24 protein-coding genes and 4 pseudogenes are annotated in these 22,849 nt (G+C 61.9%); 7 read left to right on the top strand and 21 right to left on the bottom strand.

What is annotated here, in order from left to right; translation table 11 throughout:
* Positions 1 to 243 precede the first annotated feature (243 nt).
* Positions 244 to 1,623, top strand: a complete 1,380-nt coding sequence (locus QFZ47_RS20740; RefSeq protein ID WP_307657413.1) for a tyrosine-type recombinase/integrase — start codon at positions 244 to 246, stop codon at positions 1,621 to 1,623.
* On the opposite strand, the gene QFZ47_RS20735 is transcribed toward QFZ47_RS20740, so the two are convergent.
* The 14 genes and pseudogenes from QFZ47_RS20735 to QFZ47_RS20670 form a co-directional block, all read right to left on the bottom strand.
* Complete coding sequence (locus QFZ47_RS20735) at positions 1,551 to 1,904, bottom strand: helix-turn-helix transcriptional regulator (protein ID WP_307658982.1); 354 nt, start codon at positions 1,902 to 1,904, stop codon at positions 1,551 to 1,553. The two genes, QFZ47_RS20740 and QFZ47_RS20735, sit on opposite strands and share 73 nt — an antisense overlap.
* A 382-nt stretch (positions 1,905 to 2,286) precedes the next feature.
* Positions 2,287 to 2,560 (bottom strand): annotated as a pseudogene (locus QFZ47_RS20730) (aldehyde dehydrogenase family protein); the annotation flags it as partial.
* 15 nt (positions 2,561 to 2,575) lie between these two features.
* Positions 2,576 to 3,925 (bottom strand): allophanate hydrolase, encoded by a 1,350-nt coding sequence (locus QFZ47_RS20725; protein WP_307657412.1) that lies wholly within the window; start codon positions 3,923 to 3,925, stop codon positions 2,576 to 2,578.
* 43 nt (positions 3,926 to 3,968) lie between these two features.
* Complete coding sequence (locus QFZ47_RS20720) at positions 3,969 to 4,652, bottom strand: cysteine hydrolase family protein (RefSeq protein ID WP_307657411.1); 684 nt, start codon at positions 4,650 to 4,652, stop codon at positions 3,969 to 3,971.
* On the bottom strand, positions 4,649 to 5,002 hold the full coding sequence (locus QFZ47_RS20715) for a nitrile hydratase accessory protein (protein ID WP_307657410.1): 354 nt from the start codon (positions 5,000 to 5,002) through the stop codon (positions 4,649 to 4,651). Before QFZ47_RS20715 ends, QFZ47_RS20720 begins: the two co-directional genes overlap by 4 nt.
* Entirely contained in the window at positions 4,999 to 5,592 is a 594-nt protein-coding gene (gene nthA / locus QFZ47_RS20710; RefSeq protein ID WP_307657409.1) for a nitrile hydratase subunit alpha, read from the bottom strand. Before nthA ends, QFZ47_RS20715 begins: the two co-directional genes overlap by 4 nt.
* 3 nt (positions 5,593 to 5,595) lie before the next feature.
* The gene (nthB, locus tag QFZ47_RS20705; RefSeq protein WP_307657408.1) at positions 5,596 to 6,273 is read right to left on the bottom strand and encodes a nitrile hydratase subunit beta; all 678 of its coding nucleotides are present in this window, start codon (positions 6,271 to 6,273) and stop codon (positions 5,596 to 5,598) included.
* An 8-nt stretch (positions 6,274 to 6,281) separates the two neighbouring features.
* The gene (locus QFZ47_RS20700; protein ID WP_307657407.1) at positions 6,282 to 7,034 is read right to left on the bottom strand and encodes an ABC transporter ATP-binding protein; all 753 of its coding nucleotides are present in this window, start codon (positions 7,032 to 7,034) and stop codon (positions 6,282 to 6,284) included.
* A 2-nt stretch (positions 7,035 to 7,036) separates the two neighbouring features.
* The gene (locus tag QFZ47_RS20695; protein ID WP_307657406.1) at positions 7,037 to 7,828 is read right to left on the bottom strand and encodes an ABC transporter permease; all 792 of its coding nucleotides are present in this window, start codon (positions 7,826 to 7,828) and stop codon (positions 7,037 to 7,039) included.
* The gene (locus QFZ47_RS20690) at positions 7,825 to 8,499 is read right to left on the bottom strand and encodes an urea amidolyase associated protein UAAP2 (RefSeq protein WP_370880600.1); all 675 of its coding nucleotides are present in this window, start codon (positions 8,497 to 8,499) and stop codon (positions 7,825 to 7,827) included. Before QFZ47_RS20690 ends, QFZ47_RS20695 begins: the two co-directional genes overlap by 4 nt.
* Positions 8,500 to 8,511: 12 nt before the next feature.
* A complete protein-coding gene (locus QFZ47_RS20685; protein WP_307657405.1) occupies positions 8,512 to 9,315 on the bottom strand; it encodes an urea amidolyase associated protein UAAP1 in 804 nt (267 codons plus the stop codon).
* A 2-nt stretch (positions 9,316 to 9,317) separates the two neighbouring features.
* Positions 9,318 to 10,307 carry an ABC transporter substrate-binding protein gene (locus QFZ47_RS20680; RefSeq protein WP_307657404.1) on the bottom strand — a complete coding sequence of 330 codons (990 nt, stop codon included), beginning with the start codon at positions 10,305 to 10,307 and terminating at the stop codon, positions 9,318 to 9,320.
* A 126-nt stretch (positions 10,308 to 10,433) separates the two neighbouring features.
* Positions 10,434 to 11,375 carry a LysR family transcriptional regulator gene (locus QFZ47_RS20675; protein WP_307657403.1) on the bottom strand — a complete coding sequence of 314 codons (942 nt, stop codon included), beginning with the start codon at positions 11,373 to 11,375 and terminating at the stop codon, positions 10,434 to 10,436.
* Positions 11,376 to 11,516: 141 nt separating this feature from the next.
* On the bottom strand, positions 11,517 to 11,753 hold the full coding sequence (locus QFZ47_RS20670; protein WP_307657402.1) for an Arm DNA-binding domain-containing protein: 237 nt from the start codon (positions 11,751 to 11,753) through the stop codon (positions 11,517 to 11,519).
* Between the two features lie 349 nt (positions 11,754 to 12,102).
* On the opposite strand from QFZ47_RS20670, the gene QFZ47_RS20665 reads away from it, so the two are divergent.
* Positions 12,103 to 12,684 (top strand): IS3 family transposase, encoded by a 582-nt coding sequence (locus QFZ47_RS20665; RefSeq protein WP_307657401.1) that lies wholly within the window; start codon positions 12,103 to 12,105, stop codon positions 12,682 to 12,684.
* 130 nt (positions 12,685 to 12,814) lie between these two features.
* Here QFZ47_RS20665 and QFZ47_RS20660 read toward each other — a convergent pair whose 3' ends face one another.
* Positions 12,815 to 13,762 (bottom strand): LysR family transcriptional regulator, encoded by a 948-nt coding sequence (locus QFZ47_RS20660; RefSeq protein ID WP_307657400.1) that lies wholly within the window; start codon positions 13,760 to 13,762, stop codon positions 12,815 to 12,817.
* 314 nt (positions 13,763 to 14,076) lie between these two features.
* Here QFZ47_RS20660 and QFZ47_RS20655 point away from each other — a divergent pair, with 314 nt between their 5' ends.
* From QFZ47_RS20655 to QFZ47_RS20630, 5 genes and pseudogenes are all read left to right on the top strand, one after another.
* Positions 14,077 to 14,979, top strand: a complete 903-nt coding sequence (locus QFZ47_RS20655; RefSeq protein WP_307657399.1) for an NAD(P)H-dependent flavin oxidoreductase — start codon at positions 14,077 to 14,079, stop codon at positions 14,977 to 14,979.
* A gap of 10 nt (positions 14,980 to 14,989) precedes the next feature.
* On the top strand, positions 14,990 to 15,379 hold the full coding sequence (locus tag QFZ47_RS20650) for a tautomerase family protein (RefSeq protein ID WP_307657398.1): 390 nt from the start codon (positions 14,990 to 14,992) through the stop codon (positions 15,377 to 15,379).
* Positions 15,380 to 15,494: 115 nt separating this feature from the next.
* Complete coding sequence (locus QFZ47_RS20645; RefSeq protein ID WP_307657397.1) at positions 15,495 to 15,740, top strand: DUF485 domain-containing protein; 246 nt, start codon at positions 15,495 to 15,497, stop codon at positions 15,738 to 15,740.
* Positions 15,737 to 17,325, top strand: a pseudogene (locus tag QFZ47_RS20640) (sodium:solute symporter family transporter). The gene QFZ47_RS20645 and the pseudogene QFZ47_RS20640 overlap by 4 nt, the downstream one beginning before the upstream one ends.
* A 137-nt stretch (positions 17,326 to 17,462) precedes the next feature.
* Positions 17,463 to 17,657, top strand: a pseudogene (locus tag QFZ47_RS20630) (transposase); the annotation flags it as partial.
* Between the two features lie 128 nt (positions 17,658 to 17,785).
* On the opposite strand, the gene QFZ47_RS20625 reads toward QFZ47_RS20630, so the two are convergent.
* From QFZ47_RS20625 to QFZ47_RS20600, 6 genes and pseudogenes are all read right to left on the bottom strand, one after another.
* Positions 17,786 to 18,067, bottom strand: a complete 282-nt coding sequence (locus QFZ47_RS20625; RefSeq protein ID WP_307657394.1) for a DUF2274 domain-containing protein — start codon at positions 18,065 to 18,067, stop codon at positions 17,786 to 17,788.
* Positions 18,067 to 19,380, bottom strand: coding sequence for a TraB/TrbI/VirB10 family type IV secretion system protein (locus QFZ47_RS20620; protein ID WP_307657393.1), 1,314 nt, complete (start codon positions 19,378 to 19,380; stop codon positions 18,067 to 18,069). Before QFZ47_RS20620 ends, QFZ47_RS20625 begins: the two co-directional genes overlap by 1 nt.
* A complete protein-coding gene (trbG, locus tag QFZ47_RS20615) occupies positions 19,377 to 20,417 on the bottom strand; it encodes a P-type conjugative transfer protein TrbG (RefSeq protein WP_307657392.1) in 1,041 nt (346 codons plus the stop codon). Before trbG ends, QFZ47_RS20620 begins: the two co-directional genes overlap by 4 nt.
* On the bottom strand, positions 20,414 to 21,130 hold the full coding sequence (gene trbF / locus QFZ47_RS20610; protein ID WP_307657391.1) for a conjugal transfer protein TrbF: 717 nt from the start codon (positions 21,128 to 21,130) through the stop codon (positions 20,414 to 20,416). The genes trbG and trbF overlap by 4 nt, the downstream gene beginning before the upstream one ends.
* 26 nt (positions 21,131 to 21,156) lie before the next feature.
* Positions 21,157 to 22,535 (bottom strand): annotated as a pseudogene (trbL, locus tag QFZ47_RS20605) (P-type conjugative transfer protein TrbL).
* A 4-nt stretch (positions 22,536 to 22,539) separates the two neighbouring features.
* Positions 22,540 to 22,848: an EexN family lipoprotein gene (locus tag QFZ47_RS20600; RefSeq protein ID WP_307657390.1), complete on the bottom strand. Its 309-nt coding sequence runs from the start codon at positions 22,846 to 22,848 to the stop codon at positions 22,540 to 22,542.
* Between the last annotated feature and the right edge of the window lies 1 nt (position 22,849).

The raw sequence follows: 22,849 nt of genomic DNA, 5'->3' as shown, positions 1-22,849 counted from the left end.
GACGCTATGGAGCAGCCGCAATCACTCCAAGTCATTGTCTATAAAAGACTTTATCCTCTTGATAAGCACCAAGCGATCTGAAGGTGAATCTTTCAAGCGCGTGCAAATTGTTCCCACTGTGTTCCCACGGAGTCCATTTTTGAGCTATTCTGTTCCCAGATTACCGGGGGTCGCGGATCGACGCTGGAGTATGCGAACAAGTGCTCGGCCACCCCTCGCGGTCCCTTGACCAGGAACGACAGGATGGCTCACTTTCAACTGACAGATCGGGCAGTCAAGACCGCCAAAGCAACAGACAAAGAACGCCTGATGGCCGACGGCGGCGGGTTGTTTCTGCGTATCCTGCCAACGGGCTACAAGTCGTGGCTGCTGGTCTACGGGTTCAACGGCAAGCGCCAGAAACTGGCCCTGGGCAACGCCGCCGACGTGTCGCTCGCGAAGGCACGCCAAGCCGCCTCCGAGGAGCGCACCCGCATCGCCTCCGGTGCCGACCCGCGTGTGGCGATGATGGAACGCGAGGCCGAGCAGGTAGCTCAGCGCGAGGCCTTCATCGCTTCGGAAATTCAGCGCAAACGCGAGGCATCCACCCTGAGCGACATGTTCGATGCCTGGCTCGAGAACGGCGTCCAGCGCTCTGATGGCAACGCCGAACTGCGCCGCACGTTCGACAAGGACATCCTGCCCCGCCTCGGCAACAAGCCGGTACGCGGCATCACCGACATCGAACTGCGCGACGCGCTGCGCAAGGTCGGTCGCAGCCGTGGCCGCGGGCGCACGGCAGAGCGGATGCTGTCCGAGATCAGGCAGATGTATCGCTGGGCGATCAAGCGACAGCCTTGGAAAGCGCTACTCAGCGAGGGCAACCCGGCCGAGTTGGTCGAAACCAAGCAGGTGGTGCCCAGCGGCTACGAGCCGGTCATCCGCGAACGTGTCCTCAAGCCTGCCGAAATCCGCGAGTTGCGCGATATCTTCGCGACGACGTTGGCGCAGTATGAATCGGCCGAGAACCGGCGCAGCGCCGATCGTCCGCTGCAACGGGAAACGCAACTGGCCCTGTGGCTCTGCCTCGGCACCGCATGCCGCATCGGCGAGCTGCTGATGGCCAGATGGGAACACATAGACCTCGAGGCCGGCACCTGGTTCGTTCCGCGCGAGAACACCAAGACGCGCGTGGACTGGCAGGTTTACCTATCGGACTTCGCGCTTGGCCACTTCAAGGAACTGCACGGGCTCACTGGCGAAGGTGAAGGCAAGAGCGCGTGGTGCTTCCCTGCCCGTCAGAAAGAAGGGCATATCGACGTCAAGACCGTTTCCAAGCAGGTCGGCGACAGACAGATGGGCTTCAAGAACCGCAAGCCGCTCAAGAACCGCCGCAACGACGACACGCTGGTGCTGTCCAAAGGGGAGAACGGGGAATGGACCCCGCATGATCTGCGCCGTACCGCGGCCACGATGATGCAGTCGCTCGGCATCAGCCTGGATGTCATCGACCGCTGCCAAAACCACGTCATGCCGGGCAGCAAGGTGCGCCGGCACTACCTTCACCATGACTACGCCGACGAGAAACGCGAAGCCTGGCGCAAGCTGGGCGAGCGACTCGACGCAGTCCTGCTCGACGGCTGAAGCCCGCTTCGCTTCAGAGCATCTGTTGCCACCCTCCTCTCCCCTGGCGATGCTGGCATCACTGCAGCACCGTCATCACGTGGCGTGCGAGGTGCGCGGTAGCCGCCGGGATTGTCGATCCAGGCTTGGAGCGCTGCCGGCGTCCAGCCACAGGCCCGCCCACCCAAATGCACCGGTGGCGGGAAAATCCCGTCGGCGATCCGACGATACACCGTGGCGCGGCTCAAGGCGGTGATGCGCATCACGTCGGCGATGCGGAAGAAGGCCGGCGCAGCGGTCATCAGGTGTGGAACACCAGGACCGGCCTTTCGGGGGTCATCGGATTCAATCGTAGACAAGCTGCACACTCCTGAGAACATCAGGACAACAGAGTGCCCTGTAGTGCAGCCGAGAACGACCCATCAGGGCGCACAGCAGCGTAAGTACGCTCAGCTTAGTAGCTGGGGTGCCTTGTCAGCGACTTGGACTGATCGCAACTGTCGTAGTCCAGCTACGATTCAATCGCTCAAGCCAGTCTTTCCATTCTCGACCGGCCTCGTGGGCTTGATCCGCAGCGCCGCCTTGAATCCCCGATCGCACGCGATGAAGGTCGAGAGCATGTGGGGGTCAGTCCCACCGCATCCACCTGCCCGCGCAAACGACTGTGCACTCTGGGGCGGAATCCTAAGATCGCCGGCAGGGCGCCTCGAGAGCCTCAGGCCCCCTCCGAACCGTAGCCCGAGTCTTTCATGCTGCCGAAGGGAAGCTCTGCGGAGCCGGATGCAGCCTGATTGATCCAGAGCATCCCGACCTCCATGTCCCGCGTGAGCACATCGGCGGAAGTAAGAGATCGCGTGAAGGCGTATCCCGCAAGGCCGTGAGGAAGGCGATTGGATTCCTCGATCGCTTCTTCAAGGCGTTGGAACGTAGACAGTGCCGCGATCGGTCCAAACGGCTCGCGGCGCAAGCAAGTTCAAGCCTGGTACATCTCCCCGACCTGCAGAAGCTTGGAGTCATCGTGCCCACGCCCGACGAACATCATTCCAGTCGGCAGCCCGTCCGGGCGGAAGCCGTTTGGAATCGAGATTGCAGGCAACCCGAGAAACGGCGCGAAGTTCGTATAGTCGCCAAGGCTGGTTGAACCAAGGGCAGGATTCTCACGAACAAAGTCTCGGGTGTGGATCGTCGGTGAAGTCGGAACGCACAGAACATCGACTTGCGACCAAGTCTCCCGCTCGATTTGCCTTTCCAGCCTTTTGACCTCGTGGAGCATCGAGAAAGCATCGACTGCCGAAAACTTTGCAGCATTGACGATGGCATCGCGCACCACCGCGGTGTAGGTGGCATCCGGATGACTCGCGATGAAGTCACCCAGGACTGCGGTTCGCTCTGACATCGAGGGCCCGAAATAGGTCATGTCGGAGATGGCCTTGAATGGCTTGAAGTCGATCACCTTGGTCTGTGCACCCAGCGCTCGCAACCGATTCAGTCCCCGCTCGTACGCTGCACGTGCCTGCTTGTCGCCAAAGAACAGATCGTCCCGCGGCTCGAGGACCCCATAGACGGGAGCAGCAATCTGCGCCCCGCCATCCTGCACGCGAACGGAAAATGGATCGGCGCCATCGTAGGCAGCGGCAACCGCGAGCACCCGACGCACATCGTCCGAGCAGTTCCCAAAGATCGAGATGGTGTCAAGGGAGCGGGCGCATGGGACCACACCGGTTGCGCTCAGTACCCCGCTGGACGGTCTGAAGCCAACGATATTGTTGAACCCCGCTGGAATCCGCCCTGAACCAGCGGTATCAGTCCCCAAGGAGAACTGTACGATGCCGCAGGCGACGGCCACGGCCGAGCCTGAGCTTGATCCGCCCGACACATGGTCCGGGCTGTACGGATTGATCGGGCTGCCGTACACGGAGCGCATGCCGGTCAGTCCGGTCGCGAACTGGTCCAGGTTGCACTTTCCGACAAGCATGCCGCCAGCGGCCAGCAACCTCTGCACGACGAACGCGGTCTTCTCCGGAACGTAGGCGTACTCTGGGCATCCCGCAGTCGTGGGGATGCCCGCGACGTCGATGTTGTCCTTGACGGCGAAAGGTATGCCGAAGAGTGGCAACGACATGCGGTCCGCCGCGTTCAGCTTGGCAAGCTCGTGCGCCCTTTCGCGCAATGTTTCGGGGGAACTGGTCGCAATGAAAATGGGATTCTCACGATGCCGCTCGAGTCGGTGTATGACCTCTTCGGCGACGGTCAGCGGGTTCAGATCGCCTGTGTGCAATTTCTGCGTAAGGGCTTGGATGCTGGGTTCAATGGCGGAATTCATGTCAGTCGGATCTTGGGTTCTATGCTTGCCCGGCAGGGCACGTTTAATCACACTTCAGTGCGTCGGTCAGGGATGCGCTGTCCGATACCGCGGCGATGTACCCGCTTTCGACCTGCAGGAGCTCGAGTGCGATCTGGTGAGTTCGGGCGTTCGGCTCGGCGCAACAATCCGACAGCACGAGAACGTCGAAGCCTCGATCCGACGCCTCTCTTGCGGTGGTGGACACGCATACTCCCGTGGTGACGCCGACGAGTACGACTTGCGAGATGCGTGACGAGCGCAGCCGATGCTCCAGGTCTGTCGCATAGAACGCCCCGGTTCCGGGCTTGTCGATGACAGTCTCATTCGCGGAGGGAGTCAGTTCGGAGACGATGTCCCAACCGGGCTCGCCCCTGATAAGCAAGCGCCCCAGTCCTCCACTCGATCCGATCTCCGCACCCGCTCGGCAAGTCTTCGCCCGTTTGTTCTTCGGTAGATCCCCGAGGTTGGGGTGGTGGCCCTCACGGGTGTAGATCACATGCACGCCGGCGGCGCGAGCGGCGTCCCGCAACGACGAGATCCGTGGGATGAGCGATTGGGCGGCAGTCACGTCGTCCCCTCTACGCCCCATGTAACCCTCCTGATCGCAGAAGTCACGCTGCATATCGATAATGATCAGCGCCGTCTCCGGCGCACTGAAGGGGCCTTCAATAGGAAACTGATAAGGGCTTGCCTCGACCTTCTTCACAGGCTTCTCTCCGTATAGATGGGTGCAGGCTCATGGTCATGGTCGCCATGCACGTGGGTAGCTGCGATCAGGCTCTTCCGGATCCGATCTTCGAGCAGTTCGATTCGCGACATCGGGAAGCCCTTCGAATGGAGAAGGGCCGTCAGCGCTTCGATCCAGCAGTCGTAGTAGGACGCTTCATCGGCAATGCACGCGCCGCCGCGCTCATGATCAGAAATCGATCTGATCAGTTCGCGCTGGAAGTCCTTGAGGTCGATCCATTTAGATTGCGACAGCGCACTGACAAGTGCGAACGCTCGTGCAGCCCAGGGAGTTGGGAACGATTCGGGTATTGCTTCAATGCCAGTCATAGCACGACCCTCGCCACACCGATCATCGAGTCACGCGTCACCAGGGTGGCAAGCGCATCCTCGTCGAGCCCTTCCGACCCAGCCGGACGCTCAGGCAGAACAAGGTAGCGAATCTCTGAAACGCTGTCCCACACGCGGATCTCAACCGAAGGATCGATCACCAGCCCCATCTCGGCCAGAAGCCGGCGGGGTTCCCTCACCATGCGCGAACGGTAGGCGCTGGATTTGTACCAAGCTGGCGGCACACCCAGGATCGGCCAGGGGTAACACGAGCAAAGCGTGCAAACAACGGCGTTGTGAACGCTCGACGTGTTCTCCACCACATGCAGCTTCTCCGTCTCAGGGCCGCCCAATCCCAACTCGGCACAGGCTGCTAGCCCGTCGGCCAAAAGCCTTGTCCTGAAATCTGGATCCACCCAGGCTCGGGCAACAACACGCGCGCCGCCCCTAGGGCCAACGCGTTCCTCATAGTGGCGGACGAATTCGTCGACCTGTTCGGATTTGATGACACCGAGCTCTACAAGGAGGCTTTCCACTGCTTCGGTACGGAGCGCTTGCCAGGGTTTCTCTGGCGGGGTATGCGTTTTCATATGTCAAGGTTCCTCGAGGTGTTCCTCGCTGAGGTCAATAAACACGGTGGTGTTGGGTTCAGCTTGGGGCCCCCAGAGATCGGCCGCACAGAGTCGAATACCGTAGACCGCCTGAGTCCGCTCGCCCCTGTAGTGAGCTCTGGTGTCTGGGAAGACCCATGCCTCGGCGTTGACGCGATCAACAACGCCAACCTTTCCCCGTGCGTAGGCGGTGACGCGTGTGTGGCCCTCAGGGTGAATATTCCTGATGCGAACCTGTTGGCCTACGTGATACCGCGGACTGACGCTGTCCTCATGTCTCCACGCACCCCAACGAACCTTTTGGTCATCTCGCCTGGGCCAGTCCCTCGGCGCATCGCATACAGACAAGGACTCCACGTGCGTCGCCAGATCCTCGACCCGCCTCTCGATCTCAGCGCGCCGCAGGATGTTCTTGCGATCTAAGAGGCGTTCCATCGCGAATAGCCAGCGGCCGTAATAGCCCGAGCGAATGTAGTCATCAGGACTCATCAGTTCGATCTCATGGCGATGCTCGTCCAGGTTCCAAATCTCCTTGGTATCGAGAACCTGTGTCATACAGAACACTCGGCTCTCCCAGAAAGAATGGAAGACGGGCTCATTCACCTCTTGCTCGACCAGGCCGAACCCGTGGAGACCACCCATGTCATGTATCCCGTTCATTCCGAGCCTCAGTAGATGACGGCTTCGACGCGCTGTTGCAACGCAAGAAACTCCGGCGAGTACCGATCCTTCATGGCTCCTTCCGACGTGTCCGCATCGATCAAGACCTCGGCCGGGCGCCCTCCGAGGACGAGTACACGATGACCTACTTGGATTGCCTCTTCGATGCTGTGCGTGACCATCACCATCGTCGTCCCGGTCTTCTCCCAAAGATCGAGCATGAGAGCGTGCATGCGCCTGCGCAGACTGATGTCGAGCGCGCTGAAGGGCTCGTCGAGCAGCAAGACACGAGGACCCGAAACAAGGGCACGTGCAATGGCCGTGCGTTGGCGCATGCCTCCCGACAGCTCATGCGGGTACTTTGTCGCCGCCTCCGCGAGGCCCACGGTATGAAGCATCTCGTCCACGACTTTGGCCTTGCCGGATGATCTACCCTTGAACTTGAGTCCAAACTCCACGTTGCCTCGAACGGTCAACCAAGGGAAAAGATTGTTCTCCTGGAAGATCATCACGATGTCTGGCGTGGGCCCATTCAGGTACCGCCCTTCGAACAGGACACCTCCAGTATCCCGGCCGACGACAAAGCCGCCCAGCGACTTCAGCAGGGTTGTCTTGCCGCACCCAGAGGGACCGAGAAGGCAAGTGATCTCGCCTTTTCGAAGGGCTAGCGAGAAATCTTGGAGCGGTCCATGAGCAGCTCCAAAATCGACTGTGAGTCTTTCAACGCGAAATGCATCGCTGGCTTCAGATTTTTCGCTCACGCTCACACCCGCCACCACAAGACACGCTGCCCGATGAGAAGCAGGATGCGGTCGACGACATATCCAGTGATGCCAATGACCAACATACCGAACATCACGAGTTCGTTGTTGAAGAGGTTTCGCCCCATCATGATGATCGCGCCTAGCCCATCTCGAAGCCCAACCATCTCTGCGACGAGAACGGCCATCCATGCAGCGATGAAATTGGTTCGCAGGAGCACGAAGACGCCAGGCAAGATCGCCGGTAGGGTCACCCATATCCAGCGCTGCGCCGGTGTCGCGCCAAGGTTTCCCGCCACGATCTGAAACTCGGGCGGAATGCGCCGGATCTCATTCAACGTTGCAAGCGTGAGGATGAAGTAGACCCCCATGAACACGATGAAAATCGCGGTGATGTCACTGATTCCAAAGACCACGATAGCTGTTGGAATCCATGCGATGGGAGCGATGGGCGCGAGCAGCTGGAGGATCGGCGATAGGCTCCACGTCGCGACACGTGAAAGGCTCAGCAGAGCCCCTGTGAGAATCGAGGCGATGAAGGCAATTGCCATTCCGAGAAAGACGCGAAAGAAGGTTGCCGCAAGCGACTGCGTGACTGTCGCGGCCTGAGAACCCAGGCCGATTCGAAAGTTGCTTTGCGCAATGCTTCGTAGGAATTGGGAAGGCGGTGGAAGGACGCTTGCCAACGCTCCGCCGTGCATACCGGCGAGTTCCCATGCACCGAGGAGTGTTGCGATGGAAAGCGCGCCGATGATCAGCGGGGCACCCTTCCGCGGCTTCGTGTCGAAGGTCATGTGGGGCTCGCAACGGTGACGGGCGCGTCCCATACGAGATATCGGACAGGCGTCGGGTTGTAGCCATTTGCAGGGTTGTTGAGCTGCGGGCAGTTGGAGATGACAACAAGGACATCCATCTCCGCTCTCATTTCAACGTATTTACCTGGCCCCGAGATTCCATCCTCATAGGTGAGGCGGCCCGCTGACGTCATCGGTACGTTCATGAAGAAGTTGATGTTCGAGACGACATCCCGCTTTTGAAAGCCGGCCGGATGCTCGCCGATCGCGAGCATGAAGTTGTCGCGACAGCTGTGCATGAAGCGCTTGTCGAGCCCATGGCGAACTGTGTTGCTCTCGGAAGAGCAGCAGCCTCCGCCCACGGTGTCATGTCTTCCGCAGGTGTCAGCCGTGATCGTCATCATCGGCCTGTTCTCACTGGACATGATGGCGGTGCCGACCCCGAGGTACAGATTGTTTTGAGCCAGCATCGTGTGCAGCAGGCTGTAGCGTTCGCTCAGATCCGCCGCGTTATAGAACAGGGTATCGACGGCCTGATTGCCCTCGAGATCGACGATGCGGAACGTTTGCCCTGCCTTCACCAGCTTGACCCAGGGAGTGCCAGGTGGATGGACGGTGTCGATCAGTGCGTCGGCGGGATCAAGCGAGCTTTCGACAATTCGAATTTTCATAGCGAGGCGATCTCAGAGGTAATACCGTTCGGTGTTCATGAAGCCGCGCCTGTTCTCGGGCATGGCTTGGCGGCACGGGTCATCTTTCCCTGCGGTTCCTGAGCGCCAGCATTGAAGCTCCACCGTAGGGGGGGCGTATGTAGGACTGAGATCGAGCCTGTGAGGCGCGCTGGCGAGCACGACAAGCACATTCATCTCGAAGCGCAGGTCGACGAAGTCACCATCCTTGGAATGGGCTGGGGCAAAGCTCATGGCGCCGTCGTCGTCTACCTGCACCTTGCTGAAAAAGTTCACGTTGGGCACGAGATCTCGACGACCAAGACCCCACTTGCCGAGCTCTGTGAGGAACCCGTCGTGCGCGTTGCGGAACATGTCGTTGCGGTGTTCCTGAAATCTCCGAACGCCGTATCGCCGCTCCACGGTGGGGCCGTCGATCAGTCCACCAATGGTGTCGTGCCATGCACAGTTCGAATCAGCGACCGAGCAAAGTACCCTTCCCATGTCGGAGTAGCACACCAGCCCCTTGCGAATGAAAGCGGTACTTTGGATCTTCAAGGTGTCGGGCATGTTGTAGCGTTCGCCGCGATCCTCGAAGTTGTAGAACAGTGCAGACACATTGGCGTTTGCACCACGTGCGGTGACACGGAGGGTGTTACCACGACGCAGGAGACCGGACCAGTGGCAGCCGCCGGGCATCTCCTCGCGCCATAGCTCGAGTTCTGGCGAGTAGCGCGTCGAATGCTCGGGCACGGCGTCGCGGGCAAGTTTCGGAAGGTCTTCGAACATGAGAGCTGCGCCCGCTGCTTGGGTAGACATGCTCATTTCTTCTCCAAGGACTTGATGGTGTCGAGGCGGAAGATGTCCGAGGTCCCAACGGTGCCCTTGACGTATCCGAGCTTGGTCAGCTCATCCACCACGCTCTGAATCACCGCGATATCTGGCACGAAGCTCACTGGCGCGGGGGCAGACTTCAACGAGGAAAGCAAGACCTTCTCGTTCACCCGGAAGTAGTTGCCCGCGGTGAGGATTTGCGCTGCCTTCTCGGGTTGCTTGTTGATGATCTCGGCCGCGCATATCAGGCCCTTTAGATAGGCCTGGACGACCTGCGGGCGATCCTTGAGGGTTTTCTCGAGAACGCTGACCACTGTGTTCGGGGTTGTAACCGAGTACGTCTTGGCACTGGTCGTCAGCACAGTTGCGCCCTTGTTCACCACCATGTCAGTCGTGTATGGCTTGATGTGGCTGAGCATATCGACCTGCCCGCTACGGAACGCCTCAACCATGGCGATCAGGTCGTTGAAGTAGACCAGCTCGACGTCGTTTTCTGAGATTCCGAGGCGGCTGAAGTCGCGCTTCAGGATAAGTTCGAGCGTGTCACCTTGGAGGGTGGCGATCTTCAGCTTCCGCTTCTTGGCTTGGACATATGGCTTCAGGTCGTCCATCGACTTCAAACCGAGCTTGCCCTGGGCAACCACCTCCATCACGCCCCAGCCTCCTGCTGCGGAGACCACGCGAATTGGCACGCCGCTGTTCGCAGCGAAGAAGGGCAAGGTGAACGGATTCGTGCTGAAGTCGATCGCGCCACCGGCAAGCGCGGCGTTGTTGTCGCCTGGATTTGCGAAGAACAGAGTCTCGACGTCCAGGCCTTGGCTTGCAAAGCAGCCGCTCTCCTTGGCGACAAAAAGCGGCGCCATGTCGATGGCGACAAGATGGCCGGCCTTCACCTTGGTGAGCGGCTTGTCTGCCGCGTTCGCACCACCCCCGGCCAACGCAGCGGCGCAGGCCAATCCCACGAGGAACCTCTTCATTTCACGTCCTTTTCAGTCAGCGTCTGGTGCGGGCTGCGCCAGCTATTGCTGCTGAGAAGTCACTCTATCGAGGAGGTTGCCGCGGTTAAATTGCGGCGAATCGAAGTATGTTTGGAGTTTTTCGAACTACGCAGCCAGGCGCACCTGTACGGTGCCATCCAAATGCACCTTTGCGGCGCGCAGGCAACTGAGAAAGACATGCAGGGCGGGAACTGTGTGCTGCTGATCGGCCCTCGTCGCAATGGAGAAATGCGTGTCGCGATAGAGCTGATCAGGAAGAAGCTCGACCAGCTCACCCGAGTTCACCCACTGCTTGATGTAGTGCCGTGGCAGGAAGCCGATGCAATCACCGGTGAGAATCAGTAGCGCTGCTGCTTCGATATGGCTCACGCTGGTGATCATGGAGGCACCGCCTGGGCTTACAAACGGAAACTCATGAGTGCCTAGGAAAGACCTCAGCACCTTGTTGCTGGCCGGTAGTGCCTGTGCGAGTTCGATTTCGCTCTGGATCTGTGCGAGAGGGTGGTCACGATGACAGACCAGCACGTCTCGTTGCTGATATAGCTGTTCATACGCCAAACCTCGGAGCCGGCTGTAGAAGACACCGATCGCGACGTCAAGGCGATGCTCTTGCAGAGCTCGTTCTAGATCCTGAGGCGACAGCACCTCGAGCAGAAGGCGCGCGCGGTTCCTCGGGTGCCGGCGGAAGTCTTCGATCGCCCCTCGAAATGGCGACATCGGGTCCGTGATGATGTTGTCGATGAATCCGATGCGAAGTTGACCTTCCATTCCTCCGCGCAAAGACCCCGCTTGCACCTCAAAATTCTGTACGGACTGGAAGAGTTCAATAACGAGGCGGTAGAACGACTCGCCCTTTTCGGTCAGCCTGAAGCCACTTCGACCACGATGGCACAACACGTAGCCGAGCCTCGTCTCCAACTGAGACATTTGGGTGCTGATAGTCGAGGTTCCTACGTTGAGGATGGCTTGAGCATTTGCGAATCCTCCGGATTCGACAACAGCGCGAAAGACCTTCAACAAGCGGACGTCGATATCACTGACAACCACGTGCAACTCCGAAAAATGGCTGCACATGCAAGCCCGATGCCAACACTACACGGGGCACGCACCAGTCTGGTGACCGGTCACTAGAAATCGTCTTCTGAAACCGCGCGCCTCATCATTAGGGGTAGGGCCTGCACTCGGGCTTTACCTTGACTTCTCCCGCTGCTTCGGCACGCGCCTTCTTGCGCGCGGCGGCAAGCGCCACGACCGGGGTAGTGCCCCGAGACTGAGCTTGGCCTCCTTGCCGTGCCGCTTGTAGCGATAGACCCACACTTTGCCGGTCGGGCGCACGCGAAGGTATAGACCGTCGCCGTCCGCCAGCAAATATTCCTTGTCACAAGGCGCTGCCGCCTTGATCTGAAGCTCGTTGAGTTGCCCCATGGTGTACACAAAATCGACTGCGGTTGAAAAGCAGTCTGGGGTACACCGTAGGTACGTGCAAGAACGGGACGTTGTGGAATTCAGAGACACCGCTCGAGCCGCCTTTTTGAGGATAAGTCCTTGATTTACAAGGGCTTCTGAGCTGACTTGGGATCTACTGAGAAAGAAAGATGGTGGCTGGGGCGGAATCGAAAGAACCGCTACAGGTCGCGCCACTACTCGGGCAGGCGATCGCTCGGGATTGGGATTCTCCAACCTTGGCCTGTTCGCGAGGCTGTACAAGGAGCGCTTCGGTGAGTTGCCGTCGGCAACATTACAACGCTAGATCTGACGAGACCGCCAAGAAGGAATGGTTCGCTTCGTCCATCACCGGCCCGAAGCCTGCTCCATCCGACGGGGGTGCGAAGTGATCGAACTGCCGCGCAGCACGTTCTACTACCGCGCCAGCGAAGCCGGCACCGTCCTGAGCGACCTGCAGGTGGTGCAGTTCATCGAGAGCATCCGCGACGAACTCCCGGGCTACGGCTACCGCCGCGTGACAGACGAACTGCGCCGCCGTGGTCACCTCATCAATCACAAGCGCATCGCGCGCCTCATGAAGATGCATGGCTTGGGGATCAAGCCGCGCCGGCGGTTTGTTCGCACGACCGGCAGTGACCACGGTTCGCAGATCTTCCCGAACCTTTATCGCAACGTGATTCTCAGTCGCCCGGATCTCGTGCGGGTGGCTACGAGACCTTCGCTGACATGGCAACGCGATTGCCGCGGTTCATCGAAGAGGTCTACAACGCCAAACGGCTGCACTCGGCGCTCGGCTACCGTCCACCCACGAATTCGAATCCCAACTCGCTCAGCAGGCGGCTCGGTTTTGATGACCCGCGTGGTCCAGCCGCAGGGGTTTACTCCAATCAACAGTCCTTGTTCTGGCTGAGCTTGATCTTGCCCACCAGCCGTGATCTCGATCTCCATGCCCACGATCGCCTTAAGCATCATGTCGATGTACTCCTTCGAGCCGTCGCTCAGGCACCTGCACCGCACTTGAGCTCAATCCGGGGATGGAGCTAGTGAGGTCCGAAGGCCTGCAGCTCTGACTTGGAGGAAGCATCAAGGCTGATCAGCGGGTAGGGATTCGAGCCTGGCGATGACTTCGTCGCCAGGCACTCCACAAACGCTTTCATTGCCGCCGTTTCAAAAGCCTCTTTGCGGCGTATGAAGTAGGTCGGCGCTCTGGCAATGCTGACATCGACCTGGTGCACGAACAGCTCGGATTGCGAGGGGTACCTGTCCACCACCTGCTTCGGCAAAAGAGAGATGCCGACATCCGCCGCAACGCAACCGAGAATGCCATCGAGCGACCCGAACTCCAGGCGCTTGAACGATGGTTTGCCAATTTGGGCAAGCAACTGCTCCAGCCGTTGGCGATAAGAGCAACCGGTTCGGAAGAGAAGCGCCGTGATCGGGCTCGGGTCGTTGCGCAAGGCGGACAAGTCAGGCCAACGGCGCGACGTGACGAGGACGAGTTCCTCCTCGAATGCCCGTTCCACCTTCAACTCGGGATGGTCTACCGGACCTGCGACGAACGCAGCGTCGACATCGCTCGCCAGCACCTTCTCCAGTAGGTCTGCGGTAGGTCCTGTCTTCACCACAAGCTGCACGGCAGGGCATTGTGCACCGAAGGCCGCCAGGATGGGCGGCAGCCGGACGGCAACCGTCGTTTCCATCGTCCCGATCGTCAACGTACCTTTTGCTTCACCGTCTTCGCGCGTAATGGCCGTGGCCTCTTGCAATAGAGCCGCGGCCCGCGCAGCGTAGGGCAGCAACCGCTGGCCAGCGCTCGTGAGAACGACCCCTCGGCTATGCCGTTCAAACAACTGCACGCCGACCTCGTCTTCCAGCGCCTTAATGCGGTTGGTCACGTTGGATTGGACTGTGTGCAATTCCTTTGCCGCCCGAGTGATGCCCTCGCACCGCGCGACCGCCGCAAAGGTCGCCAAATCTGCCACTTCCATACGATTCCTTTTCGAGATGTTGGACCAACCCGACCATTTAAAAATCTGAACTCAGCAAGAAGAGTGCCGACCCAATCCACCTGTCGCGACGCACTTCAGTGCACGACGGCCTGCTCTTGGTGCAACCCGCATGACGATCCCGCACTGGATCCGACCATCGATTCTGAAGATAGGTTGTATCTCTATAAACCGTTTCTCGTGATCGGTGCTTCTCCCTAGCATCGCGGCCGAGTTCAACCATTGGAGAAGCTCAGATGCTCAGTACGCGGTTTGCGAAGCGCTTTGGTCTCAAGTACCCGATTGCCCTTGCCCCCATGGATCCCGCCTCCGGCGGCCTGCTCGCCGCAGCGGTGTCCAACGCGGGCGCGTTAGGCTTGATCGGCGGGGGCTACGGAGACCACCCAACCCTGCAGAAGGAATTCGACCTCGCGGGCGACGCGGCCATCGGTTGCGGGTTCATCACGTGGTCCATGGGGCGTGACATCTCGCTGCTGGACAAGGCGCTCGAGCGCCGCCCCCGCGCGCTGATGTTGTCCTTCTCCGACCCCGAGCCTTACGCCAGGAAGGTCACCGACGCAGGGGTACCGCTCATCTGCCAGGTGCAGACCCTGGACCATGTCCAACGAGCGCTTGATTGCGGTGCGTCCGTGATCGTTGCGCAAGGTACCGAGGCCGGTGGCCACGGGTTCGACCGCCAGACGACGATGACGTTCACCCCCGAGGCAGCGGACTACATCGCAGGAAAGTCGCCGGACACGCTCTTGCTCAGCGCGGGCGGCATCGCCGACGGCCGCGGCTTGGCGGCAGCCCTCTTGCTGGGCGCCGACGGTGTGCTGATGGGCACCCGATTCTGGGCCACCCAAGAAGCGCTGATCCACCGGAACGCGAAGGACCTGGTCGTTCAGGCCAAGGGCGGGCAAACGGTCCGGACATCGGTTTTCGACATTGCGCGCGGACGCGAATGGCCGCGTGAGTACACAGGCAGGTTGATGGTCAACAACTTCATTCGCAAATGGCACGGCAAAGAGGACGCGCTGAAAGCGGTACGGAGCGAAGAAAAAGTGCGCGTGGAAAGCGCGTACGAATCTGGGGACTACGACTGCGCCAACGTGACGGTGGGCCAGGCGATCGGGCTGATTGCCGACATTCCTCCCGCTGCGCTGGTCGTCCAACGCGTCGCCGAGCAAGCCGAGCACCTGCTTCGGTCGTACCGCTGAAGGATGTCCAGTGCCCCTGCTGAACTTCCACGTTTTCGAAGGCCGCGACTCCAAATCTGTCCGCGAGCTGATCGATGCAGGTCATCAAGCGATGGTCGAGGCATTCAACGTGCCGGTGACCGACCGCTATCAGACGGTGACGCGGCATCGAGCTGGCGAGTTGATTCTGGAGGACACGGGACTCGGCATGGCCCGGACGCAAAACGCAGTTCTGCTCACCGTGGTCACGCGCCCGAGACCGCAGGCCGAGAAGGTTCGCTTCTACGAACTTCTCAGCCGCTTCACGGCCGAGCGATGCGGACTTTCACCCGAAGACCTGGTGGTCTCACTGGTGGAGAACTCCGACTCCGACTGGTCCTTTGGGAAGGGACGTGCTCAGTTCCTGACTGGCGAACTCTGAGCGCCCGGACTCTCGGCCCGCGGCGAGCCCCTCCGCTCACCAAGGACGTAGCGCTTCACAAGTGCTGCGCGTTCCCTTTCACGTGTCCAAAGTAATCATTTCTCAAGAGGTTCGAATGAATCAAGTTTCCACGCAAGACGATGACAACGTCACCCTCGGGATGGCGCTCACGGCACTGCAGGTATTGACATACCTGTGCTTCGTCGCTGCTTGCTGCTTCGCTCCAGGTTTCATCCAAGGCCAGGCCCTCTCGAACGGCGTTCCCGTGTCCTTCGCAGCGGGACTGGGCGTCATTTCGCTTGGCGCGATCCTGACCATCGTCTATGTCGCCATCACGAACCGTGTGGAAGGTGTCGAATGAAAACTACGGCCCTCCTCATTGCCCTGCTTCTGACATGCGGCGCCGCAGCGGCGCAAGGGAATGGTGCTCCAGCGATCAGCTCGACCGCACTGTCGCTGTTCGGTGTTGTCATTCTCTCGACCTTGCTCATCACCTGGTGGGCCGCGAGACGCACCTCGTCGACCAATGATTTCTATGCAGCCGGTGGCAACATCTCGGGATTTCAGAACGGTCTTGCCATCACAGGAGATGCCCTTTCGGCCGGCGCTTTCCTCGGCTTGTCGGCCCTGGTGTTCAGCAGTGGCTTCGATGGGCTGTTCTATGCCATCGGCTACACCACAGGTCTTCCTGTGGTCGTGTTCCTGATGGCAGGAAAGCTCCGCAAGATGGGCAAGTACACGTTCACGGATGTCGTGTGCTCGAAGCTCGGCGGCAACGGAATCCGCATTTTTTCGGCCTGCGCCTCTCTCACCATCGTTTCGTTCTACCTGATTGCACAGATGGTTGGCGCCGGCCAGCTGGTGCAATTGCTCTTCGGTATCGACTACAGCTTCGCCATCGTGCTGGTCGGGATTCTAATGATTCTGTATGTGGCGTTCGGCGGCATGCTGGCTACGACCTGGGTGCAGATTGTCAAGGCGGTGCTCATGCTCTGCGTTGGCTGCGCAATCGCTTTCATGGTCATGGCCAAGTTCAACTTCAGCTTCACCGCACTCCTTGCGAGCGCGGTCGACGTCCATCCCAAGGGAAGCGCCATCCTGGGAACCACGACCATGGCGAAAGACCCGTGGTCGGCGTTCTCCCTGGGCCTCGCCGTGATGTTTGGAACTGCGGGACTTCCTCATGTGCTGATGCGCTTCTTCACCGTGCCGGATGCCAGGGCAGCTCGCAGCTCGGTGTTGTGGGCATCGGTTTTCATGAATGGCTTCTACGCACTTATCTTCATCATCGGGTTTGGTGCGCTGTCCCTGGTGCGTTCGGACAAGACCTATCTGGATGCCAGCGGGGCGCTCATCGGAGGCGGCAACACCGCGGCACTTCACCTGTCGCGCATCCTCGGCGGGGACGTGATGTACGGCATCGTTGCCGCAGTGGCATTCGCCACCATCCTCGCAGTGGTCGCTGGCCTGACGCTCTCGGGCGCGTCCGCGGTGAGCCACGACATTTATGGAGCCATTTTGAAGCGGCGCGTCACGACCGAACGCGAGGAGTTCCGGATCGTCCGCATCGCCACCGTTGTGCTGGGTGCGTTTGCGGTGGTCCTGGGCATTGCAAAGGACAAAACGTCGCCTACATGATCAGCCTGGCCTTCTCCATCGCATGCTCATCGACATTCCCTGTCCTGCTGCTCGCCATCTACTGGAAGAAGCTCACCGCGTCCGGTGCGATCCTGGGTGGCAGCGCCGGCATCATCAGCTCTCTCATCCTCACCGTGCTTGGCCCTTCGGTATGGGTCAAGGTCTTGGGCAACGCGGCCCCCATCGTTCCGTTGGACCCCCCTGCACTGGTGACCGTGCCGCTGGCCTTCCTGCTTTGCATCGTTGGAAGCTACATGAGCTCCGCGACCCAACCCACGCAAAACATGCTCTCCTCGGCCAAGTCGTAGCCCAGCGCTTTCACCTGGAAGGTCTCAGGGGCTGGGTCGCGATGGCAGAGTCGGGCCAAGCAGGTGCGCGCCGCTGTGCCGTTCCGATGAAAGCCTTGCGCCGTTACCGCGGCGGAACCCAGCGCAATTCGTCCTTGAAGGCCAGCGTGCGGGCAAAGGTGGAGCATCCGTTGCGGGTGATCAAGCGCCAGTTCGGTCTCGCGAAGGTGAGGTTCAAGGGGCTGGCCAAGAACACGGCGCATGTGATCACGCTGTTTGCGCTGTCCAATCTGTGGATGGCGCGCAAGAAACTGATGGCGATGATGGGACAGGTGTGTCCGCATACAGCCTGAGGGCGCTGGATGAGGGGCAGACTTCGTCGATTCGGGGCATCTGGCGGTGCGATTCATCACCATGCACACCATTGGCCTTCATCGCTCGCGCGTTCCCCATGATAGGCACGCTGGCGCTGGCGCAATCCCTAAGAACTGCTTTCCCCATGCTGTGTCACGCGAAGCGAAGATCGGGAAGGTCCATCGCAGAAACTTTCCTTGTTTCGCGTGAACCCTCGATCCCGTGCCATAAACGCCTCCAGCATGTGCGGGATCAGCGCTACCGCATCCACTGCCTCCCCATAGGTCTGCGCATGCAGCGCCGCATAGCGGTCCAACGCCGTCTTGAGGCTGGCCGGACAAGCGAAGGTCAGCTTGACACTCTCTGTCTTGGGCAATGGACCCAGCCGCAGCTTACGCGTCGTACTCATCAGTTTCCACCTCGCACGAAGAACAGCGGCTGGTACGGCCGCAGAACAAGATCCTTGCTCACCATCACTCGCATCGGGAACCCCGGCCGGATCGTCAGCGTCGGCTGAATGCTCGCGTTGCGTTTGGTGATTTCCTGCCCGACCTGGTTCACCGTGTCCTGCGCGCCCTCGCGCACCGCGATCACGACGCGATTGCCCTCTTGGCCGGGCCGGCTCTCCGGTTCCGCCAGTTCCGTCCCCACGCCCAGCAGCGTCGACAACGCCGCGCCCGCGAGGATGCGGTCCCAGTGCCAATCGACCCCATCCTCCAGTCCGGCATAACCGGCCGGATCGATCCCCGGCAACCGGTCCAGCGCCACCGACGACGTGTCGGGCAGGATCAACCGCGTCCACACCAGCAGCACACGCCGCTGCCCGAAGGCCACCTGGCTGTCGTAGCGACCGATCAGCCGCGAGCCCTGTGGGATCAGCAGGTGGCGCCCCGTGGCCGTGTCGTAGACCGCTTCGGTGACGGTGGCGATCACCTGCCCCGGCAGGTCGGAGTTGATGCCCGTCACCAGCGCCGCCGGGATGATGGTTCCCGCCATCACCTGGTACGGCGAAGCCGGCACCTGCAGGCTGCCGGGATTGCGGGTGGCCGTGTCACCGGCATTCGCAAGAAAGGCTTCCTTGCGGTCCTGGCGGTTCTGCGCCGCCGTAGGGTCGATGGACGAAGCCACGGCCGGGCTCATCGCGCCCAAGGGATCGAACGGCTGCTGCCCCGCGGCCAGCCCCGACGGATCGCCGACAGATGCGAGCATGGTCCGCTCGGGGACGGTCGCCCGCTTCGCAGCGGTACCATCCCCGCTGCGCCGGAAGAACACCGAGGAGCGCGCCGCCTCCTCGGCCGCCAACCGCTCGGCCTGCGCCGGATCGACGCCGTTGCCCACTGCGCGCACCTCCATCGGCTGCTGTGCCTTCACCATGGCCGACCCGAGATCTCCCGGCAGCGGCGGCCCCAGCACCGGTGGCGCCGGCTTCGACGCCGGCGGCATCCCGGCATAGTCCTTCGGCAGTTGGTCCAGTCCATCCGCCCGGGCCACGCGGTCCACGTTGTACAGCTCGGCGGCCGGGTTGCGCTCGCGTTTCTGCGACTGCAGCGACCACAGGGTGCCACCGAGCACGGCCGCGGCCAAGGTGCCGGCGCCGACCGCCAGCATGCGACGGTTAAGCCGCACGACCACCCGGGGCTGCGCGCGCAGGGCCACCGTCTCCGGAGCGACCTTGGACGTGACCTGGGACGACAGGGGCGACACGGTGTCCTCCGCACTCATGACCCATCACTCCGCGCACCCCGAGCGCTGCCGTTCGTGCCATCCGTGCGCTCGATGCGCACCACCTCGGCCTTACCGCCCTTGAAGCCCCCCAACCGCAACTCCGCCGCGCCGAAGAGGCGGTCCACCACGTAGTACGGCGAGCGGAAGCGATAGTTCACGAGCTGCCCATCGCCTTGCGGCCCGATCACGAACAGCGGCGGCAGCTCGCCCTGCGCGATGCCGCCGGGAAACTGGATGTAGACCCGCTGCCCGTCGTCGAAGGCGCGCAAAGGCTTCCATGGCGCGCCGTCACCGCTGATCGCATAACGGAACCGGATCTGTTCCACCGACAGGCCCGAATCCACAGGCGCCGCCGCCTGCGCCTCCCTCGCCTGCTTCTGCAACGCCAGCATCCGGTCCTTCGGATAGTCCCAGGACACCGACGCCATCCAGGCCTGCGACGTCGAAGACAGCTCCAGCAGATAGGTGCGCCGGTTCGTCGTGATAACCAGGTTGGTCTTCAGGCCCACGCGCGTGGGTTTCACGAGCACGTTGACTCGCTGGTTCGCACCGCTGCCGCTGACCGTATCCCCCACGATCCAGCGCACCGTGTCGCCCGCCGATACGGCCACCAGTTCCTCCCCGGGCTGCAACGCAATGACCGTCACGCGGCCCGGGCTCGTGTAGACCTGATAGAGCGCCCCATCCGCATACGGCCAGACCTGGATCGCATTGACATAGCCCTCGCGCGTCGGCGCGATCCGGGCCTCTTCGTTGGCCCGCGAGACCCGTACTTTCTCGTCGGCGGGCTCGGGCACCGGCTTCGCTTCCCGTTCGTTCGGCAGCGCCTTTATCTGCCCGGGCAGCGGCAAGGGCTTTGGCACCTCCACCACCTCGACGGGCGGGGCCGGTTCCGGCAACGGCTGCGCGGCAGCGGCCAGCGGCTCGTCCAGCGGGATCGCCGGCGGCGGCTTGCCCTGCGTGGCACAGCCGGCCAAGGCGGCCGCCTCCATCAGGATCAGCGCAGATACGTACATACGGAAATCCGTCTTCATGGCTTGGTTCCTTTCGTTGCGGCATCCGTCGCATCGAACTCGCGGCTCCAGGACAGGCCGTTGACGTAGATGCCGAGCGGGTTCTTGCGCAAGCGCTCCTCGGTGCGCGGCGCCTGCAGCACGATCGCCAGCACCGCGGTCCAGCGCTCGAGCCCCGCCGCCTCGCCGTTGACGTAGCGCCGCTCCGTCCAGCGCACCTGAAACGACGAATCGCTCGCGCGCACCACGCTGTTGATCTGCACGGCAATCGACTGCTGCCCGATGCGCGAGAACGGATCGTTGGCACGCGCATGGTCGTTCAGCGTCGAGGCGCCTCGGTCGGTCGTGTAGTCGTAGGCCTCGAGCCAGTTCTGACGCACCACGATCGGATCGATCGACAAGGACCGCACGTCGGTGACGAAGCGTGCCAGGTGGTGCGCGATCTGCGCGTCGCTGGGTTTGTAGGGCGTGGCGGCCTCGCCGACCGCGCGCACCTGCCCGGCGTTGTCCACCTCGACCACATAGGGCGTCACGATCGACTGGGCCGAGCGCCAGACCAGTCCGCCGGCCATCAGCAGGGCCAGCGAGAGACAGCCGAAGGCCATGACCCGCCAGTTCTTCGCCTGCACCCGCGCACTGCCGATGCGCTGGTCCCAGACCTGCGCCGCGGCTTGATAGGGAGTGACGGGCTCGGGCGTATCCGAGTAGCGCACCTGAGGTCGCTTGAATCGCATGGATGGTTCTCCTCAAAAGATCCGGATCAGGCGTTGGACTCGTCGCGCAGGCTCGGGCTCGTGCCGCTGCCGCCGTGGTCGCCCGAGCGCAGCACGTGCGCTGTCGTCGAGGCCGCATGGCTCAACTGCTGCTTGCGGCGCATCTGCCGGGCCCATGCCGGTTCGGGGGGAAGTCCGCCGGCCTCTTCCGCACCCGCAGATGCCGCATTCCCCGTAGCCGCGGGCGCAGCGGCATCGGCATCGGCCACGAAATTCGACACGCGCTCCTTCACGGCCCTGGCCCCGGACGCGACGCGTTGGCCGACGGCGCCGGCGCCGGTTTTCGCGAGATGGGCAAGACCGGCCCCGGCCGCGCGGACGCTTCCACCGCTGGATGCCGCAGCGCCCGTTTGGTAGGCTGACTTCGCACCGCTCGCCAGGCCACTGGCCGAGCGCGCGGCCGCAGCGCCGGCGCCAATGGCCGCACGCGCCGCGCCGGGCGCCATGCGCGCGCCCGCGGCCACGGCAGAACCCGCGCTCGCCACGGCCGCGCCACCGGCGACGGCCAGGCCCGCCGCACCCAGGGCCGTTCCCGCCGCCGTGCCAGCACCGAGCTGCGGCGCGCCCGACACCAGTCCGGTCGCGATCCCCGGTCCGAAGATCCCCAGCCCCAGCATCGCAAGCGCCGCCAGCATGACGGTCAGCGAATGGTCGATGGACGGCTCGGCCCCCGGCGGTGTGCGGAACTCCGCAAAAAGGCCGGTGCCAATCCCCACGATCACGGCCAGCACCAGCACCTTGATGCCCGAGGACACCACGTTGCCTAGCACCTTCTCGGCCAGGAACGCGGTCCTGTTCCACAGCGCGAAGGGCACGAGCACGAAGCCCGCCAGGGTGGTCAGCTTGAACTCGATCAAGGTGACGAAGAGCTGCACTGCGAGCACGAAGAAGCTCACGATCAACACCAGCCAAGCCAGGAATAGCACCGCGATGGTGTCCAGATGGGCGAAGGTTTCGGGGAAACCCGTCATCTCGCTGATCTGTTCCATGATCGGCCGGCCCGCCTCCATGCCGACCTGCGCGAGGCGCCCCGGCTGCAGGAACTGCGCCTGTGTCAGGCCGGAGCCCGACGCCACCAGGCCGAGCCCTGCGAACGAGCGGAATACGACACCGGCCAGCTGGTTGAAATTACCAATGATGAAAGCAAACGCCCCCACATAGAGCACCTTCCGGATCAGCCGGGCGATCACGTCGTCGCCCTGCCCTGCTGCATGACCCATGGCCCAGAACAAGCCGGCCAGCGTCATGTCGATGACGACCACGTGGCCGTCAGGAACGCCACCTCACCATGCAGCAGGCCGAAGCCCGAATCGATGTAGCGCGAGAAGACATCGAGGAAGCGATCGATGACCGCGACATCGTCCATGGCATCAGTCCTTGGCGTCCGCGCCGGCCGGCGCTGATGCAGGGGCTGCCGGCGGCGGCACCGGCTCGCCCGCGTAGGGCGATGGGCCGCCACGCATGAAGCGCTGGCGCGTGGCTTCGGCCACCGCATGGCACTGCGCGTCGCCCATCCGGGCATGATCGGCCTTGCACTGCGCCCGCAGTTCCTTCAGTCGCGCGGGATTCGCGACCAGGAATTCGACGGACTCGATCGCGGACCGGGAAGGCTCGGACTTGCCGCAGCCGGCGAGCACCAAAACCACAGCGGCAGTGATGAGGAGAAGAAGCTTCTTCATG

Source organism: Variovorax paradoxus, from assembly GCF_030815975.1.
GTDB lineage: Bacteria > Pseudomonadota > Gammaproteobacteria > Burkholderiales > Burkholderiaceae_C > Variovorax > Variovorax paradoxus_N.
Note: the sequence above shows the minus strand (reverse complement) of the source record. Positions and strands in the feature narration are given on the sequence as shown.

Bases quoted from the DNA above. Each gene is read 5' to 3' on its own strand.
- QFZ47_RS20680 (WP_307657404.1), bottom strand. From the start codon at position 10,307: ATGAAGAGGTTCCTCGTGGGATTGGCCTGCGCCGCTGCGTTGGCCGGG.
- QFZ47_RS20735 (WP_307658982.1), bottom strand. From the start codon at position 1,904: ATGACCGCTGCGCCGGCCTTCTTCCGCATCGCCGACGTGATGCGCATC.
- QFZ47_RS20685 (WP_307657405.1), bottom strand. From the start codon at position 9,315: ATGTCTACCCAAGCAGCGGGCGCAGCTCTCATGTTCGAAGACCTTCCG.
- QFZ47_RS20620 (WP_307657393.1), bottom strand. From the start codon at position 19,380: ATGAGTGCGGAGGACACCGTGTCGCCCCTGTCGTCCCAGGTCACGTCC.
- QFZ47_RS20600 (WP_307657390.1), bottom strand. From the start codon at position 22,848: ATGAAGAAGCTTCTTCTCCTCATCACTGCCGCTGTGGTTTTGGTGCTC.
- QFZ47_RS20725 (WP_307657412.1), bottom strand. From the start codon at position 3,925: ATGAATTCCGCCATTGAACCCAGCATCCAAGCCCTTACGCAGAAATTG.
- trbG (WP_307657392.1), bottom strand. From the start codon at position 20,417: ATGAAGACGGATTTCCGTATGTACGTATCTGCGCTGATCCTGATGGAG.
- QFZ47_RS20645 (WP_307657397.1), top strand. From the start codon at position 15,495: ATGAATCAAGTTTCCACGCAAGACGATGACAACGTCACCCTCGGGATG.
- QFZ47_RS20715 (WP_307657410.1), bottom strand. From the start codon at position 5,002: ATGACTGGCATTGAAGCAATACCCGAATCGTTCCCAACTCCCTGGGCT.
- QFZ47_RS20740 (WP_307657413.1), top strand. From the start codon at position 244: ATGGCTCACTTTCAACTGACAGATCGGGCAGTCAAGACCGCCAAAGCA.
- trbF (WP_307657391.1), bottom strand. From the start codon at position 21,130: ATGCGATTCAAGCGACCTCAGGTGCGCTACTCGGATACGCCCGAGCCC.
- QFZ47_RS20695 (WP_307657406.1), bottom strand. From the start codon at position 7,828: ATGACCTTCGACACGAAGCCGCGGAAGGGTGCCCCGCTGATCATCGGC.
- QFZ47_RS20690 (WP_370880600.1), bottom strand. From the start codon at position 8,499: ATGAAAATTCGAATTGTCGAAAGCTCGCTTGATCCCGCCGACGCACTG.
- QFZ47_RS20625 (WP_307657394.1), bottom strand. From the start codon at position 18,067: ATGAGTACGACGCGTAAGCTGCGGCTGGGTCCATTGCCCAAGACAGAG.
- QFZ47_RS20660 (WP_307657400.1), bottom strand. From the start codon at position 13,762: ATGGAAGTGGCAGATTTGGCGACCTTTGCGGCGGTCGCGCGGTGCGAG.
- nthA (WP_307657409.1), bottom strand. From the start codon at position 5,592: ATGAAAACGCATACCCCGCCAGAGAAACCCTGGCAAGCGCTCCGTACC.
- nthB (WP_307657408.1), bottom strand. From the start codon at position 6,273: ATGAACGGGATACATGACATGGGTGGTCTCCACGGGTTCGGCCTGGTC.
- QFZ47_RS20670 (WP_307657402.1), bottom strand. From the start codon at position 11,753: ATGGGGCAACTCAACGAGCTTCAGATCAAGGCGGCAGCGCCTTGTGAC.
- QFZ47_RS20655 (WP_307657399.1), top strand. From the start codon at position 14,077: ATGGATCCCGCCTCCGGCGGCCTGCTCGCCGCAGCGGTGTCCAACGCG.
- QFZ47_RS20665 (WP_307657401.1), top strand. From the start codon at position 12,103: ATGGTTCGCTTCGTCCATCACCGGCCCGAAGCCTGCTCCATCCGACGG.